Here is a 17,426-nt window from a genome sequence, read left to right on the forward strand (position 1 = left end):
TAGCTCAGACCTCGCCGCTTTTGTCACCCTCGGGGCCTTCACCATCGGCTCGCTGACCTGGATGGATATCATCATCCATATCGCATGATCGGCTGTGGATTGACCAAGCTGTGGTTTGACCCCGCGCGGGCCGTGCCACAAGGTTGATTCAGGAGATCCTCATGCGCGGCCCCGGCTTCATTCACCTGCACGTCCATTCCGCCTTCTCGCTGCTTGAAGGCGCCGTCCAGCTCGAGACCATTCTCAAGCTGGCCGCCGAGGACGCGCAGCCGGCGCTCGGCATTGCCGATACCAATAACCTGTTTGGGGCGCTCGAATTCTCCGAGAAGGCCACCAAGAAGGGCATCCAGCCGCTGATAGGGGTTGAGCTGGCCGTCGATTTCGCTGCCGCCGAGGAGCGCCTGAGCGAACGCGGCCACATCGCCTGGGCCGGCAAATCGTCCATCGTGCTGATGGCTCAGTCGGAGGAGGGTTTCTCCAATCTCTCGCGCCTTGTCTCCCGCGCCTATCTCGAAGGCGAGGATGGCCTTGCGCGGGCCAGTCTCGACTGGATGACGCGGGAGAGCCTCTCGGGCCTCATCTGCCTCTCGGGCGGCCCGGAAGGCGGCATCGACATGGCCTTCGCCCATGGCCAGGATGCCAATGCCGTTCGCCGGCTGGATCGACTGGCTGATCTGTTCGGCGACCGCTTCTATATCGAACTGCAGCGGCACGGTCGCCCGATGGAAGCGACTGTCGAGCCGCGCCTGGTCGATTACGCCTATCGCAAGGGCATTCCGCTGGTGGCGACCAACGAGCCCTTCTTCAAGACGGCAAAGGAATACGAGGCGCATGACGCGCTGCTGGCCATTGCCGGCGGGTCTGTCCTGGCCCAGACAGAGCGGCGCAAGCTCAACGATCAATATTACTTCAAGACCCGCGCCGAGATGGTCGAGTTGTTCTCCGATCTGCCCGAGGCCCTCGACTCGACCATCGAGATTGCCCGCCGCGTGGCTTTCCGCCCGCGCACCCGCGGACCGATCCTGCCCAAATTCGCGGCCGGCTCTCACAATACCGAGGACGAGGTGGTCGCTGCCGAAGCTGCTGCCCTGCGCAAGCTGGCGGTTGACGGTCTCGACAAGCGCCTCGAAACCGTCGGCCTCGCCCCTGGCAAGGACGAGAAGGAATATCGCGAAAGGCTCGATTTCGAGCTGGGCATCATCGAGAAGATGAAATTCCCCGGCTACTTCCTGATCGTGGCCGACTTCATCCAATGGGCCAAGGCCCATAATATTCCGGTGGGACCGGGGCGCGGCTCGGGTGCCGGGTCGCTCGTGGCCTATGCCACCACCATTACCGACCTTGATCCACTGCGCTACAATCTGCTGTTCGAGCGCTTCCTCAATCCTGAGCGCGTCTCGATGCCGGACTTCGACATCGACTTCTGCCAGGACCGGCGCGAGGAAGTCATCGACTATGTGCAGGACAAGTATGGGTCCAGCCAGGTCGCTCAGATCATCACTTTCGGAACGCTTCAGGCCCGTGCCGTGCTGCGCGATGTCGGTCGCGTGCTGCAGATGCCCTATGGACAGGTGGACCGCATCTGCAAGCTGGTGCCGGCCAATCCCGCCGATCCCTGGTCCATCGAGCGCACCATGAACGAGGTGCCGCAGTTCAAGCAGATGGCCGACGAGGACGAGACCGTCGGGCAATTGGTGGAGATCGCCAAGGCGCTCGAAGGCCTGTTCCGCCACGCCTCGACCCATGCGGCGGGCATCGTTATCGGCGACCGGCCGCTGCAGGAATTGCTGCCGCTCTATCGCGATCCGCGCTCCGACATGCCGGTCACCCAGTACAATTTGAAATGGGTCGAGCCGGCCGGCCTGGTCAAGTTCGACTTCCTGGGGTTGAAGACCCTCACCACCATTCGCTACGCGGTGGACATGGTGAAAAACCGTGGCATCGAGCTGGATATCGACGCCATCCCGATCGACGACGCGGCCACCTACAAGCTCTATGCGCGGGGCGATACCTACGGCATTTTTCAGTTTGAAAGTGCGGGCATGCGCCGGGCACTGATGGAATTGAAGCCCGACCGCATCGAAGACCTGATCGCCATGAACGCGCTCTATCGGCCCGGCCCGATGGACAATATTCCGAGCTTCATCGATCGAAAGCACGGCCGCGAGGATGTGGAATATCCCCATCCGACGCTGTCCAACGTGCTCGACGAAACCTATGGCATCATCGTCTATCAGGAGCAGGTGATGCAGATCGCCCAGCTTCTGTCCGGCTATTCGCTTGGCGAAGCCGACATGCTCCGCCGCGCCATGGGCAAGAAGATCAAGGCGGAGATGGACAACCAGCGCATCCGCTTCCGCGAGGGCGCCGGACCCAACGGGGTGAGCGAGGCACTGGCCGACCAGATCTTCGACCTCCTCGCCAAGTTCGCCAATTACGGCTTCAACAAGAGCCACGCGGCCGCCTATGCCTGGGTTTCCTATCAGACGGCCTATCTCAAGGAGCATTTTCCGCACGAGTTCTACGCGGCGTCCATGACCCTCGATATGGCGCAGACTGACAAGCTCTCGGACTTCCGCCGCGAGGCCGGCAAGAAGGGCATCGAGGTGGTGCCGCCCTGTGTCAACCAGTCTGAGGTGGTCTTCTCCGTGAAGGACGACCGCATCCACTATGGTCTCTCTGCGGTCAAGGGCGTGGGGCGGGCCATGGCCGAACATATCGTCGAGGTGCGCGGCGACACCCCGTTCAAGGATCTCGGCGACTTCGCCCGCCGCGTCGATCCGCGCGTTCTCAACAAGCGCACGCTTGAAACCCTGGTCAATGCCGGCGCCTTCGACGCTCTGGCGCCGCGCCGCGAGGTGGCCTTTGCCGCCGTGGAATCGGTCATCGGCACGGCGCAGGCGCTGACTGCCGACCGCTCGAGCGGCCAGGTCTCGATGTTTGACAGCGTCGAGGAAGAGCCATTCCGTCTGCCCACGGGCGTCGCCGTCTGGAATTCAACGGAACGGGCCGATCGCGAACTCTCTGCCATCGGATTTCACCTCTCGGCCCATCCGCTCGATGCCTATGCCGATCTCTTCGAGAAATTGCGTGTGCAGCGCTGGAGCGACTTCGAGCGGGCAGTGAAGGACGGGGCAGGGGCCGGGCGTCTTGCCGGCACCATTTCGTCGCGTAACGACAGGCGAACGCGAAAGGGCACGCCGATGATGATCCTGACCCTGTCGGATCAGAGCGGCACTTTCGAATGCATCGCCTTTTCCGAGCAGATCAACGAGTTCGGCGCCATCCTGCAGCCCGGCAACTCGGTCATTCTCCAGGTCGGTGCGGACGAGCGGGCCGAAGGCATCAGCCTGCGCCTGATCTCGGCCGAGCCCATTGAGGGCATGGCCGATCGAATTGACCGGCGGCTGACCGTGTTCCTGGCCGATCCAAAGGCGCTGGGCGCAACCAGCGCACAGCTCAAGCGGGGCGGCAACGGTACGGTCAATTTCGTGGTGATCCGCGACGGCGGCGCGCGCGAATACGAGATCGAGCTGCCCGGCAAGTACAATGTGACCGCCGAAGTGGCCGGCGGCATCAAGGCGCTCGATGGCGTAACGGATGTGCGCTTTGCATAAGAGGGCCAGATAAGCGCGGGGGAGGCGAGCCAAAAGCCCATCCTCCCTCGCTCAGGGGCTCTCACCCTTGTCCCCGCGTGCGTGCGCGGGTCTATGATGGAACAATAGCACCAATCGGGCCGTAGTTCCTTGAACTATTTGTGAGATTGTCGCCCGAGGTCCATCGGCCCGGCAAATCGCTTGTCAAGCGGGGCGGCTTCGCCTATAGCACGCACGCGTTCGGCACGGGCCGGACGTGATTTCACACACGAAGCAGGCTTTCCCTTGCGGGAAATCCATCCGGTGGCGGGTTCCGCTGCAAGGCTTCGTGGAGGCATCAACCGGTAAAGGAGCAGCCCATCATGGCACTGCCTGAATTCTCCATGCGTCAGCTTCTGGAAGCTGGCGTGCACTTCGGCCACCAGAAGCACCGCTGGAACCCGAAGATGGAACGCTACATCTTCGGCGTTCGCAACGACATCCACATTCTCGACCTGAGCCAGACCGTTCCGGCCCTCAGCCGCGCCCTGCAGCTGGTGTCCGACACCGTTGCCGATGGCGGCCGCGTGCTGTTCGTCGGCACCAAGCGCCAGGCCGCCCCGCTGGTGGCCGAGGCTGCCAAGCAGTCGGCCCAGTATTACGTCAACTCCCGCTGGCTCGGCGGCACGCTGACCAACTGGCAGACCATCTCCAACTCGATCGCCCGCCTGCGTGAGCTCGAGTCGATGAGCGAGGCTGACCTCGCCCTGCGCACCAAGAAGGAGCGCCTGATGATGTCCCGCGAACAGGAGCGTCTCGAGCGCGACCTGGGCGGCATCAAGGACATGGGCAACCTGCCCAACCTGCTGTTCGTGATCGACACCAACAAGGAAGAGAACGCCATCAAGGAAGCCCGTCGTCTGGGCATCCCGGTCGTTGCCATTGTTGATACCAACTGCGATCCCGATATCGTCGACTACGCCATTCCCGGCAATGACGACGCCAGCCGCGCCCTCGAGCTCTATGTCTCGCTGGTTTCGCGCGCTGCCATCGACGGCATTGGCCGTTCGTCGAGCGCTCTGGGCACCGACCTCGGCTCCTCGTCCGAGGCACCGGCCGAAGACCTGCCGGCCGAAGGCGAAAGCGCCGTCAACTAATCGTCGTGCAGGCGTGCTTCCTCACGGGGAGGCACGCCACGCCCGATTCCGGGCATGACTGATTGATCCCCACTCAAGAAGCCGCCCCGCGAGGGGCCGCCAAGAGGTGAACCCATGGAAATCACTGCTGCAATGGTCAAGCAGCTCCGCGACTCGACTGGTGTCGGGATGATGGACTGCAAGAAGGCCCTGGCTGAAACCAATGGCGACATGGAAGCTGCGGTCGACTGGCTGCGCACCCGTGGCCTTGCCAAGGCCGCCAAGAAGGCTGATCGCGTTGCCGCCGAAGGTCTGGTTGGCGTTGCCACTGCCGGCACCAAGGCCGCCGCCGTCGAAGTCAATTCCGAAACCGATTTCGTTGCCCGCAACGAACAGTTCCAGAACATCGTCGGCGCCGTGGCCAAGCTGGCTCTCGATGCCGATGGCGATGTCGTCAAGCTCGGTGAGATGCCGTTCCCCGGCACCGGTCATTCGGTTTCGGCCGAGCTGACCGAAGCCATCGCCAAGATCGGCGAGAACATGAACCTGCGTCGCACCCAGACGGTCTCGGTGACCGATGGTGTCGTCGAGAGCTATATCCACAACGCCGTCAAGCCCGGCATGGGCAAGATCGGTATCCTGGTAGCGCTCGAGTCGACCGGCGACAAGGCCGCGCTTTCCGCGCTCGGCAAGCAGCTCGCCATGCACATTGCTGCCGCTCAGCCCCAGGCGATTTCGCCTGACGAGCTGGACCAGGAAGTGGTTGCCCGCGAGCGCGCCATCATCCTCGAGCAGGTCAAGGAAAGCGGCAAGTCCGCCGAGATCGCCGAAAAGATGGTCGAAGGCCGCATGCGCAAGTACTTCGAGGAAGTCACGCTCCTCAGCCAGGTCTTCGTCATCGACGGTGAGACCAAGGTTGCCGATGCGATCAAGAACGCCGAGAAGGATGCCGGCGCGCCGATCAAATTGACCAAGTTCGTGCGTTTCGCCCTGGGCGAAGGCATCGAGAAGGTCGAGAGCGACTTTGCTGCCGAAGTGGCGGCAACGGCTGGCGTAAAGTAAGCACCATCATTCAGGAGGCGGGCTCTGGGGTCCGCCTTCCGCTCTCCAGAGCTGCTGCAATCTGGATCGAGCCTGATTTTTCTCATTCATATCATGCAGAACCTCGGCTTCATTTGCCGGGCGTTTTGCCCTAGGGTTCGCCGGGTCCGCCGGATTCGGTGGCCCGCACAGTTGCTGACAAAGGGGTCCGGTTGATGTCGTCTGCGTATAAGCGCATTTTGCTCAAGGTTTCGGGTGAGGCGCTGGCAGGGGACAATTCGTTTGGCATCGAGCCGCCCTTCCTGCAGGCCGTGGCCAGCCAGATCGCCGATGTGGCCCGTTCCGGTATTCAGGTGGCCATCGTCGTCGGTGGCGGCAATATCTTCCGTGGCATGGCCGGTGCAGCCGACGGTACCGACCGGGTGACTGCGGACCTCATGGGCATGCTGGGCACCATGATCAATGCCTTGGCCCTGAGCAACGCCATTACCCGCCAGGGCATGAAGTCCAAGCCCTTCAGCGCCGCGACCATGCCTTCGGTGGCCGATACCTTTACCGCCCGCGACGCCAAGCTGGCGCTCGAAGAGGGGTTTGTCGTGGTGCTGGGCGGCGGCACGGGCAATCCGTTCTTCACGACCGATACCGCGGCAACGCTGCGCGCCATCGAGCTGGAATGCGACGTTGTGCTCAAGGGCACTAAGGTGGACGGAGTCTATTCGGCCGATCCCAAGAAGGATCCGACGGCAACCCGTTACGACCAGATCAGCTATGATGATGTCATCAGCCAGAATCTCAAGGTTATGGACACGGCGGCTTTCGCGCTTGCCCGCGACAGTGCCATGCCGATAATCGTATATTCACTGGACGACACGGCCGGCCTGGCCGGCGTATTGGAGGGGCGCGGGCGATCGACCTGGGTGGGTAACCCGCGCTGAAGCGCCTTACTGGCGCGAGAGACCATTCGGAGCCCCGGTGACCCGGATTGGCGCCGGTATCGGGCACCAGACCCGAACCCGGAAAAGACTGGAAGGAAACGGCAATGGCCGCAAGTTACGATCTCAACGACCTCAAGACCCGGATGCACAAGTCGGTTGCCTCGCTCAAGGACGAATTGGGTGGGCTGCGGACCGGCCGTGCGAGTGCCAGCCTGCTGGAGCCAGTGGTGGTGGAAGCCTATGGTTCGCGCATGCCGCTCAACCAGGTTGCGACCGTGACCGTTCCGGAGCCACGTATGCTCTCGGTTCAGGTCTGGGACCGCTCCATGGCCAATGCGGTCGAAAAGGCCATTCGCGACAGCGGCCTTGGTCTCAATCCGATGAGCGAGGGTCAGGTCATCCGTGTGCCGCTGCCGGAGCTGAACGAGCAGCGCCGCAAGGAACTGGCCAAGGTGGCTCACAACTATGCCGAGCAGGCCCGCGTGGCGGTGCGCCATATTCGCCGCGATGGCATGGATGCCTTGAAAAAGGCGGAGAAGGACGGCGACATGAGCCAGGACGATGCCAAGAAGCAGTCCGATCTCGTGCAGAAGGCCACCGACGACGCCGTCAGTGAGATCGACAGCATCGTGGCGCAGAAGGAACAGGAAATCATGCAGGTCTGACCAGACCGCGGATTTCGCGCCAGGAGGGCGTCAATGGCAGGGGAACCGGCCGCCAGTGTGAAAGTCGAGACGGGCGCGGGCCTGAAGATTCCGCGTCACCTCGGCGTTATCATGGACGGCAATGGACGTTGGGCCAAGTTGCGTGGCAAGCGGCGGACCGAAGGCCATGTCGAGGGTGTCAAGGCCCTGCGTGGCTTAGTCGAGCACTGCATCTCCTACGGTGTTGGCTATCTGACAGTCTTCAGCTTCTCGTCGGAGAACTGGTCACGACCGACTGATGAAATATCATTTATATTCAATCTTCTGCGTCGCTTTGTTGCATCCGATCTGCAGCGACTGATCCGCAACAACGTCAAGGTTCGGATCATCGGTTCGCGCGAAGGCCTGGATCCCTCGCTGGTGCGGCTGATTGAGGATGTGGAGGCCAAGACGGCCGGCAATACGGGACTGACCCTGGTCGTTGCCTTCAACTATGGCAGCAAGGCCGAAATCGTCGCCGCCGCGCGCCATCTGGCGCGCGAAGTCGCGGCGGGTCGCCTCGATCCTGACGAAATCGACGAGCAGCGGCTGGGTGATGCCCTCTATACGGCGGGGCTTCCGGACCCGGACGTGATCATCCGGACCAGTGGCGAGCAGCGGCTCTCCAACTTCCTTCTCTGGCAGGCCGCCTATGCCGAGTTCGTCTTTGTCGACGAGCATTGGCCCGATTTCAACGAGGCAAGTTTTGTCCGCGTGCTGGAAGCCTTTTCGCAGCGCGACCGGCGATTTGGCGGCATTGGGGCGGCGGCGAGTTGAGCGACAGCGGCGGTCCCCAGCCAGATCCCGTGAGTTCCACGCGACGTTCCTGGGCCGATGTCGGGCCGCGTCTGGCATCCGCTGCCGTGCTGATCGCCCTGACGGCTACCGCGCTTTATGTGGGCAGTTACCTCTTCGCCGCCGTTGTCGGAGCGGTCTATGGCGGAGCCTATCGCGAATGGGAGACCATGGTATCGCGCGCGCCGCTAACGCCTCTGGGGTGGGTTCTGATCGGACTTGTAGGCGTCTCTGGCCTCTTTCACCTTGCCTTCGGGCTCCTGGGTTCGCTGGCGGTGATCGTCCTGGCGTGCGTGCTGGCGGGTTTCATGGATCGTGAGCACCTGGCCTGGCGCGTCGCGGGCGTGGTGCTTTTTGGCCTGCTGATCATCTCTCTCCTTGCCATGCGGGGCGTCACCCCCGACGGAATATGGGCCGGCGTCTATCTCGGCACGGTTGTCTGGATGACGGATTCCGCGGCGTTCTTCACCGGCCGCCAGATCGGCGGCGAGAAACTGGCTCCCGACATTTCACCGTCCAAGACCTGGTCCGGCGCACTGGGCGGGCTGGCACTGGGGACCGGCGCCGGGCTGCTGGTCTGGATCTGGGTGACGGACAGTCCGATCTGGATCGGCATTGTACTCTCTGCGACGATCAGCATACTTGGCCAGGCTGGCGACCTGTCGGAAAGTGCGATCAAGCGCTTCTTTCGCATCAAGGATAGCGGCGACATCATTCCCGGCCATGGTGGGTTGATGGATCGATTGGACAGCCTCACATTTGGCGTGTTCCTCGTGGTAGTCGTGGGAACCCTGCATGCCGGCTTCGGCGCAGTCGCCGCCGGCTTGCTCCACTGGTAGATCAGTGGCCTTCGGGCCATGGGTCACGTGATTTGGAAACCGCATGTTAGATTTCGCGTTCTGGCTCCTGTCCTATCTGCTGCCGTTTCTGGTGGTATTGACGGTCATCGTCTTCGTTCACGAAATGGGGCACTATCTGGTCGCGCGCTGGAACGGCGTTGCCATCCAGACCTTCTCAGTCGGATTCGGCCGCGAACTGATCGGCTGGAATGACCGGAACGGGACGCGTTGGCGCATTTCGGCAGTTCCTCTGGGCGGCTATGTGCGCTTTGTGGGTGACATGAACCCGGCCAGTGTCCCGGATTCCGAGGCCGCAAAGAACGCACCGCCTGAACTGGCGGCCAAGCTCTTCGTCAACAAGACTGTCTGGCAACGCATCGCCATCGTGGCCGCCGGGCCGATAGCCAATGTGCTGCTGACCTTTCTCATCCTGTATGCCCTGTTGCTCGGCTATGGGCGCTACACCATCCCGCCGGTCATCGGCGAGGTTATCGCCGGCTCGGTGGCCGAAGAGGTCGGTTTTCGGCCAGGCGACGAGATCCTGGCGGTGGATGGTTATGCGGTGCGGGGCTTCGAGGACTTCCAGCGCTACGTAGCCACAAGTCCCGAGCGGCCCGTTGCCGTGGAACTGGAGAGGGACGGCGTCGTGCAAAGCCTCACCCTGGTGCCCGAGGCGGTCCAGGTCGAGGATCGCTTTGGCAATGAGCAGCGAATCGGCCGCATCGGGGTCAGTCGCAATGTCGAGGATAGTGACGTGACGGTCTACCGCCCGGGGCCGGTTGAGGCCTTGGGCATGACCGTCGAGGAGATTCGCTTCATCGTGCAGCGAACCGCCGCATTTCTTGGTGATTTCTTCGTTGGCCGAGGCGATGTGGAACAGCTGGGCGGGCCGGTGAAGGTCGCCAAGGTGTCCGGCGAAGTTGCCACTCTCGGGATCGTCGCACTGATCAACCTCATGGCATTGCTGTCGCTCAATATCGGCATTTTCAATCTGTTGCCGGTGCCCATGCTCGACGGCGGGCATCTGCTCTACTACCTGGTCGAAGCGATCCGCGGGCGTCCGCTGAGCGTGCGAATCCAGGAGATCGGGTTCAGGTTTGGCTTTGCCTTGGTGCTCGCCTTGATGGTATTCACCCTGTTCAACGACACGGTGTTCGACCATTTCGGGATTTTCCGCTAACCCCTTGTTAACCTTGGTTCGCAAGGTGTTGCACGAATACAAGTGCGCCAATGAATTACTAACCGCGTGGTCACTCACGCCTTGTTCCTGGTTAAAAAAACAGTAAAACACTTCAATGGAGTTAGCTTGGGGGAGCGCTGTGCATGGCGATTCTCCGGGCCGGTCGCAGAAGGCAATAACAATATGATCCACCACACCAAGCTGATGCGTGGCGCGGTTTCCGCGATCGCAATCCTGGGCGCTGCCCCCATGGCTGCGGGAGTGCCCGTCCTTGGCGCCGTGGCCGTCCAGGCTCAGGAGCAGCTGGTTGCTTCCGTGCTTTTCGAAGGCAATCGCCGCTTCCCGGACAGTCAGCTTCTGGCCATGGTCGACATGTCGGCGTCGGGTATCTTCAGTCAGCAGCGTCTGAATGCCGACATCGAAAGCATCCGCCAGGCTTATGATCGGGATGGGTTCAACTCGGTTTCGGTCTCTGCCCGCACCGAGCAGACCGCCGATGGCCGCGTCCGCGTGATCTTCGAGATCAACGAGGGTGAGCGCGCCGGTATTGCCGCGATCAACTTCACCGGGAACAACTCGATTGGCGCAGGCAACCTCAAGGGCGCCATGCTCACCAAGGAGTCGGGTATCCTGAGCTGGCTGCTCCGGGACGACACCTATGACGAACAGAAGATGGCGATCGACCGCGAGCGCATCCGGCTTTACTACGCCAACCGCGGCTTCCCCGATGCGCAGGTGAACTCGGTCGCCGAGTACGACGCCTCCCGCAACGCTTACTTCGTCAACGTGACCATCAATGAGGGTCAGAAGTACGAATTTGGCGATGTTGGCATCGAGACCAGCATCAACGGGCTGAACACAGACGTGCTGCGCGGCACCGTGCGCACGGGGCAGGGTGGGGCCTATTCGGTCACCGATCTGCAAAAGTCCATCGAGGACATGGCGTACGAGGCGACCGCCCAGGGCTATTCGTTCGCCGACGTCCGCGCCCGGCTGGATCGCGACGTGGCGACCAACACGTTCAACGTCACCTACCTGGTCGATGAAGGCGCTCGCATCTATGTCGAGCGCATCAACATTACCGGTAACGTCAAGACCCGCGACTTCGTCATTCGTCGCGAACTGGACTTTGCCGAAGGCGACCCGTTCAACCGCTCCATGGTCGTTCGCGGCCGCAACAATATCGACGCGCTTGGCTATTTCTCCAAGGTTGAGATGAGCACCGCCCCCGGTTCTGCGCCGGACAAGGTGGTCCTCAACATCAATGTCGAGGAAACCTCGACGGGCGAATATGGCGCGACCGCCGGCTACTCGACCACAGACGGTATTCTCGGCGAGCTCTCGCTCACCGAGCGCAACTTCCTTGGCCGGGGGCAGTATCTGCGCGCCTCGATTGGCGCTTCGCAGTCTGGCCGGACATTCGATTTCTCGTTCACCGAGCCGCGCTTCATGGGGCTCAAGGTCTCCGCTGGTGTCGATGCCTATCATCGCATCAACGACGAGAACTCGACCAGCTACTACGGAACCGAGGCCACAGGTGGTCAATTGCGGATCGGCGTGCCGCTGACCAGCGCGCTTAATGCGCAGTTCTTTGGCGGCTTTGAACGCAAGGTCATCAAGGATACCGACGGTACCTACACCTCCACGCTCGTGACCAATGGTCAGGAGTTCAACAAGGCGTTCATCGGCTACACGCTGACCTGGAATGGCGTCGACGACGTCAAGAGCCCAACCGAAGGGCTCTATGCCACCTTCACTCAGCAATATATCGGCTGGGATCACAACCTGCTTCGTTCGGAAGCCAAGGCGCGCTATTTCGTGCCGCTGATCCCGGATAGCGGGATCGTGGCCAGCGTTCGCGGTCAGGCCGGTGTCATCAACAGCATTGGCGGTGGCGCAGTCCATGCGGTCGAGGCGTTCACGCCCGGCTCGCAGCTGATCCGTGGCTTTGAGAGCAGGGGCTACGGCCCGCGTCTGGCCAGTGGCGAATATCTCGGTACCACGATGTATGCCGGCATTTCCGGCGAAATCGAGTTCCCGATACCAGGTCTGCCGGAAAGCTATGGCCTGAGCGGTGCCGTGTGGGCCGACGCGGCCTGGATCGACAGCACCAATCTGCCGGGCAATCCGGGCACCGTTGCGGCCACCAGCAACGATCAGCCGCTTCGCACCTCGGTCGGCGCGTCGCTTATCTGGGACTCGCCGTTCGGCCCGCTGCGCGGCGACTTCGCCCACGTTCTCAACAAGTCGACGGACGACCGGACGCAGCTGTTCCAGTTCACCATCTCGACCTTGCTGTAGCCGGAACGGCGTGAGACAGTTTTTGAGCCGCGGGGCGGTAGCGCCGCGGCTCTCTCTTTTTGAGTGACATCATGGTCGACACCCGCTTTCACCGTTTTGCCGGCCCGCTGACCCTGAGCGCCCTTCTCGTTCAGCTTGGTCGTGCCGATCTGGTTGATACGCTGTCGGGGGGCGATCCGGTCATCAGCGGCGTTGCTGAGCTTGACCTGGCAGAGCCGGGCGATCTGGTTCTTGCTGCGCAGCCCAGCTATATCGAGGAGCTGCGCCGCACCGCTGCGGGGGCGGTATTGGTGGCGCCGGCCTTGCGCGACGCGGTGCCCGCCGGCTGCGTCGCCGTCATGGTCGATAAGCCGCATAACCTGTTTGCCGACATCCTTGACGCGCTCTATCCCGCCAGCACCCGCTCGATCATCGCTGCCGGGCGCGAGGACCTGGGAGCGCCGGTCTTCGAGAGGGACGTTACGCTCGGAACCAATGTGGTGATTGGCGCCGGCGTCGAAATCGGCCGGGGCACCGTCATTGGCGCGAATACCGTCATTGGAGCTGGCGTGACCATTGGCCGGAACTGCGTTATCGCGGCCAATTGCACCATTGATTGTGCCCACCTGGGCAACGACGTGGTCATTCACTCCGGCGCCCGCATCGGCACGGAGGGGTTTGGCTGGCTCGACTTCGGACAGTCCAACCGGAAGATTCCCCAGCTTGGCCGGGTCATCATACAGGACCGCGTAGAGATCGGCGCCAACAGCACCATCGACCGCGGGGCGCTGGGCGATACCGTGCTCGGCGAGGGCACAAAGGTCGATAACCTGGTCCAGATCGGGCACAATTGCCGCATTGGCCGCTACTGCCTGATCGCCGCAATGAGCGGCTTGTCGGGCTCGACCATTGTCGGCGACGGCGTGCTCATGGGTGGTGGCGTCGGCACTTCGGGTCATTTGAGCATCGGCGCCGGATCGGTGATCCATGGCCGGGCCGCGGTAACCAAGGACTGGCCGGCCGGCTCCAAGCTTGCTGGTGCGCCAGCGCAGGATATAAGAGATTTTTGGCGAGAACTCGCCGTCGTGCGGAAACTGTCCAAGGGGGAGAAGCGGGGATGAATGAGACCGCCGCCGTAACCGAACTGAATGCGATGAGCATTGCCGAAATTCTCGAGGCGCTTCCGCATCGCTACCCCTTCCTGATGATCGACCGCATCGTTGACATCAATGGCGATGAATCGGCTGTGGGCATCAAGAACGTGACCTACAACGAGCCGATCTTCATGGGTCATTTTCCGGGCAATCCGATCTTCCCCGGCGTGCTGATCATTGAAGGCATGGCCCAGACTGCAGGCGCCATCGTGATCAAGCACGATTCCACCGGGGGCCAGAAGAATATCGTCCTGATGCTTGGCGTCGACAACGCCCGCTTCCGCAAGCCCGCGGGCCCGGGGGACACGATCGAATTCCACATCACCAAGATGCATCGGCGCCGCAATGTCGGCCGCTACGAGGCCAAGGCCAAGGTCAACGGCACGATCATTGCCGAGGCCGAAATCACCGCGATGATCGTTGGGGCGCCCTCGTGAGCGCTCCGCTCGTTCACCCGACGGCCATCATTGCTGACGGCGCAAGGCTCGGGTCCGGGGTGCGAGTTGGGCCATACAGCATTGTGGGGCCAAAGGTTTCTCTGGGCGACAATGTAGAACTCGTCTCCCACGCCGTGGTTGAAGGCAACACGACCATTGGGGCGGGGACCCGCATCTTCCCCTTCGCCTCTGTTGGCCACGAGCCGCAGGACCTCAAGTTTCATGGCGAGGACTCCCGCCTTGAAATCGGTCAGAACTGCACCATCCGGGAGTCGGTCACCATCAATCCGGGCACCGAAAACGGTGGCATGGTCACGCGGATCGGCGACAACTGCCTGATCATGGCGAACGCCCATGTGGCTCACGACGCGATGGTGGGCAACAACGTGATCATGGCCAACTATGTCGGCATTGCCGGCCATGTGCACGTTGGCGACAACGTCATTTTAGGCGGCACCTGCGTCATCCACCAGTTCACCCGCATCGGCGCGCACGCCTTCATCGGTGCTCAATCCATGGTCGACGGCGATGTCATTCCCTATGGCATGGCGGTGGGCAACCGGGCGTCGCTGACCGGCCTCAACCTTGTTGGTCTCAAGCGTCGCAAGTTTGACCGCGAGGCGATCCATCGGCTGCGTGCCGCCTATCGGCAGATATTTGCCAGCGAAGGGACACTGCGCGAACGGGTCGAGGATGCGGCCGAGCTCTTCCGGGACGATGCGCTGGTCCAGGACGTCGTGCGGTTCATCGCCGAGGCCGAGGATCGGCCCATTTTGCTGCCGCGCAACGGCCACGAGACAGAGTAGTCCAGGCCTGGGGACAGCCGTGAGCGAAGCGGACAGCGACAAGGTCACGGCGCACACGGGACACCACGAAACGCTGCGCCTGTTCATTCTTGCAGGCGAACCGTCTGGAGACCGCATCGCCGCCGACCTGGTTGGCCGTCTGCGTGCCCATGTCAACCTGATCATCTCTGGTGTTGGCGGTGACGAACTGGCGGGGCAGGGGCTGCAATCACTCTACCCCATGACGGATCTGGCGGTGATGGGCATCACCGATGTTCTGATCAATCTGCCCAGATTGCTCTGGCGTCTGGAGCAGACCGCCCGCGCCATTCTGTCTTCCAACCCTGACGTGGTTGTGCTCGTCGACGCCCAGGATTTCTCCAAGCTATTGGCCGCCAGGTTGCGCAGGCGCGGCTTTTCGGGGCGGTTGATCCTCTACGTGGCGCCCTCTGTATGGGCAAGAAACCCCGAGCGTGCCGCACGGCTGCAGCCGTTGTTCGACGCGGTGCTGGCGGTTCTGCCCTTCGAGCCCGCGGCGATGACGCGCCTCGGAGGCCCACCCACCTGCTATGTCGGCCATCCCGCCCTCGCCGAAGCCATGCCGCCCCCAGATGCGTCAATCCACGGACCGCTGATATTGCTCCCCGGCAGCCGCGACGGGGAGCTTCGTCGACACTTGCCGGTGTTCGCCGCGATCGCCGCTGAGCTGGCAAGTCGACCGGAAGTGACAGAATTGGTCATCCCCACACTGCCCCGGCTCCAGCAGCGCCTCGTCGCCGAGACGGCAAACTGGCCGGTGCCAGTGCGTGTCGAACACACGCGAGGGGCGCGGCGCGATCTTTATGCAAAGGCGGTCGCCGCCCTCTGCGTGTCTGGGACAGTCACGCTGGAACTGGCCCTGGCCCGCGTCCCGATGCTGGTCGTCTATGCACTCGATGGCCACCAGGCGCGCGTCTATGATCGCCTTGGGCGTCCGCAGGTCTCATTGCCCAATATCATCCTGGGACGTCCGGTCGTTCCCGAGTTCGTTGCCGCGCCCTTGTCCATTTCCGCAGTACGATCCCTCGCCCTGGATCTCATCGGCAACAAAAAAGCCCGTCAGGACCAATTGGCGGCCTTTGACGAGCTTTACCAAGTGATGGAGACGGGGATCGCCCCGCACCCTCGACAGGACCCGGCGGAGCAGGTCCTGTCCATATGGCGCAATCAGCGGCTGCTGATCGGTTCGTAGTCGCGGGCCGTGGCCCCATTGTAGAGCTGGCGCGGGCGGCCGATCTTCTTCTGCGGATCGCCGATCATTTCCTTCCACTGGCTGATCCAGCCCACGGTGCGGGCCACTGCGAACAGCACGGTGAACATGGAGGTCGGGAAGCCGATCGCATCCAGAATGACGCCCGAGTAGAAGTCGACGTTCGGATAGAGCTTGCGGTCGATGAAGTACTGATCCTCAAGCGCAATGCGCTCGAGTTCCTGCGCCACCTGCAGTGTCGGGTTGTTGTGCACGCCCAGGATGTCGAGCACTTCCTTGGCGGTCTGCTGCATGACCTTGGCGCGCGGATCGAAATTCTTGTAGACGCGGTGACCGAAGCCCATCAGGCGGAACGGGTCGTTCTTGTCCTTGGCGCGGGCGATGAATTCCGGAATCCGGTCCACCGTACCGATCTCGCGCAGCATATTGAGGCAGGCTTCGTTGGCGCCGCCATGAGCAGGCCCCCAAAGGCAAGCAACACCGGCGGCGATACAGGCGAAGGGGTTGGCATCCGACGAGCCGGACAGGCGCACTGTCGAAGTCGAGGCGTTCTGCTCGTGATCGGCGTGCAGGGTGAAGATCAGGTCCATGGCCCGGGCGATCTTGGGATCGACCTTGTATTCCTCGGCGGGAACCGAGAAGCACATGTGCAGGAAATTGGCGGCATAATCGAGGTCGTTGCGCGGGTAAACGAAGGGCTGCCCCACCGAATACTTGTACGCCATGGCCGCAATGGTCGGCATCTTGGCGATCATGCGGATCGAGGCGATTTCGCGCTGCTGCGGATCGTTGATATCGGTGGAGTCATGGTAGAAGGCGGCCATGGCCCCAACGACCCCGGTCATGATCGCCATCGGATGCGCGTCACGGCGGAAACCACGATAGAAATAGTGCATCTGCTCGTGCACCATGGTGTGGCGCGTCACCAGCGCCTCGAATTCCTTCATCTGCGCCTGGGTTGGCAGTTCGCCGTAAAGGAGCAGGTAGCAGACCTCAAGGTAACTCGACTTGTCCGCCAGTTGCTCGATGGGATAGCCGCGATACAGCAGCTCACCCTTGTCGCCGTCGATATAGGTGATGGAGCTGTCACACGCTGCCGTCGACGTGAACCCCGGGTCATAGGTGAACAGACCCGTCTTGGCATAGAGCGATCGAATATCCATCACATCCGGACCCACGGATCCACTCAGGATCGGGAATTCGTGGGTCTGGTCTCCGATGACGAGTTTGGCGACTTTTTCGGTCATTGAGCTCTCCTCGCTTCACCCCTCTCGCCCGCAGAAAAGGACAGGATTGCGGACACGGGGTCGGCGCCTTGAAAGCGCCGATTTTCCCGA

At 62.2% G+C, this 17,426-nt stretch carries 14 protein-coding genes; 13 read left to right on the forward strand and 1 reads right to left on the reverse strand.

The genetic code is table 11. The features are described from left to right. Nucleotides 1-161 precede the first annotated feature (161 nt). From dnaE to K1X15_RS08105, 13 genes are all read left to right on the forward strand, one after another. Nucleotides 162-3,617 carry a DNA polymerase III subunit alpha gene (gene dnaE / locus K1X15_RS08045; RefSeq protein WP_220306943.1) on the forward strand — a complete coding sequence of 1,152 codons (3,456 nt, stop codon included), beginning with the start codon at nt 162-164 and terminating at the stop codon, nt 3,615-3,617. A 341-nt stretch (nt 3,618-3,958) separates the two neighbouring features. Then, entirely contained in the window at nt 3,959-4,732 is a 774-nt protein-coding gene (gene rpsB, locus K1X15_RS08050; RefSeq protein ID WP_220306944.1) for a 30S ribosomal protein S2, read from the forward strand. A gap of 114 nt (nt 4,733-4,846) precedes the next feature. Continuing rightward, nucleotides 4,847-5,773, forward strand: coding sequence for a translation elongation factor Ts (gene tsf / locus K1X15_RS08055; protein WP_220306945.1), 927 nt, complete (start codon nt 4,847-4,849; stop codon nt 5,771-5,773). Nucleotides 5,774-5,967: 194 nt separating this feature from the next. Then, on the forward strand, nt 5,968-6,687 hold the full coding sequence (gene pyrH / locus K1X15_RS08060) for a UMP kinase (RefSeq protein WP_220306946.1): 720 nt from the start codon (nt 5,968-5,970) through the stop codon (nt 6,685-6,687). 104 nt (nt 6,688-6,791) lie between these two features. Continuing rightward, a complete protein-coding gene (gene frr, locus K1X15_RS08065; protein ID WP_220306947.1) occupies nt 6,792-7,352 on the forward strand; it encodes a ribosome recycling factor in 561 nt (186 codons plus the stop codon). Between the two features lie 33 nt (nt 7,353-7,385). Then, nucleotides 7,386-8,147 (forward strand): isoprenyl transferase, encoded by a 762-nt coding sequence (locus tag K1X15_RS08070; RefSeq protein ID WP_220306948.1) that lies wholly within the window; start codon nt 7,386-7,388, stop codon nt 8,145-8,147. 29 nt (nt 8,148-8,176) lie between these two features. After that, nucleotides 8,177-9,004 carry a phosphatidate cytidylyltransferase gene (locus K1X15_RS08075; protein WP_220306949.1) on the forward strand — a complete coding sequence of 276 codons (828 nt, stop codon included), beginning with the start codon at nt 8,177-8,179 and terminating at the stop codon, nt 9,002-9,004. Between the two features lie 43 nt (nt 9,005-9,047). Further along, a complete protein-coding gene (gene rseP, locus K1X15_RS08080) occupies nt 9,048-10,184 on the forward strand; it encodes an RIP metalloprotease RseP (protein ID WP_220306950.1) in 1,137 nt (378 codons plus the stop codon). A 183-nt stretch (nt 10,185-10,367) separates the two neighbouring features. Then, nucleotides 10,368-12,485, forward strand: coding sequence for an outer membrane protein assembly factor BamA (bamA, locus tag K1X15_RS08085; RefSeq protein WP_220306951.1), 2,118 nt, complete (start codon nt 10,368-10,370; stop codon nt 12,483-12,485). 71 nt (nt 12,486-12,556) lie between these two features. After that, nucleotides 12,557-13,585 (forward strand): UDP-3-O-(3-hydroxymyristoyl)glucosamine N-acyltransferase, encoded by a 1,029-nt coding sequence (gene lpxD / locus K1X15_RS08090; RefSeq protein WP_220306952.1) that lies wholly within the window; start codon nt 12,557-12,559, stop codon nt 13,583-13,585. Further along, nucleotides 13,582-14,055: a 3-hydroxyacyl-ACP dehydratase FabZ gene (gene fabZ / locus K1X15_RS08095; RefSeq protein ID WP_220306953.1), complete on the forward strand. Its 474-nt coding sequence runs from the start codon at nt 13,582-13,584 to the stop codon at nt 14,053-14,055. The genes lpxD and fabZ overlap by 4 nt, the downstream gene beginning before the upstream one ends. Next, nucleotides 14,052-14,861 (forward strand): acyl-ACP--UDP-N-acetylglucosamine O-acyltransferase, encoded by an 810-nt coding sequence (gene lpxA, locus K1X15_RS08100; RefSeq protein ID WP_220306954.1) that lies wholly within the window; start codon nt 14,052-14,054, stop codon nt 14,859-14,861. Before fabZ ends, lpxA begins: the two co-directional genes overlap by 4 nt. A 19-nt stretch (nt 14,862-14,880) precedes the next feature. After that, nucleotides 14,881-16,071 (forward strand): lipid-A-disaccharide synthase, encoded by a 1,191-nt coding sequence (locus tag K1X15_RS08105; RefSeq protein ID WP_220306955.1) that lies wholly within the window; start codon nt 14,881-14,883, stop codon nt 16,069-16,071. Here K1X15_RS08105 and gltA read toward each other — a convergent pair. Beyond that, nucleotides 16,047-17,336, reverse strand: a complete 1,290-nt coding sequence (gltA, locus tag K1X15_RS08110; RefSeq protein WP_220306956.1) for a citrate synthase — start codon at nt 17,334-17,336, stop codon at nt 16,047-16,049. The genes K1X15_RS08105 and gltA overlap by 25 nt on opposite strands. Nucleotides 17,337-17,426 lie beyond the last annotated feature (90 nt).

The sequence above is a fragment of the Devosia salina genome, from assembly GCF_019504385.1.
Lineage (GTDB): Bacteria > Pseudomonadota > Alphaproteobacteria > Rhizobiales > Devosiaceae > Devosia > Devosia salina.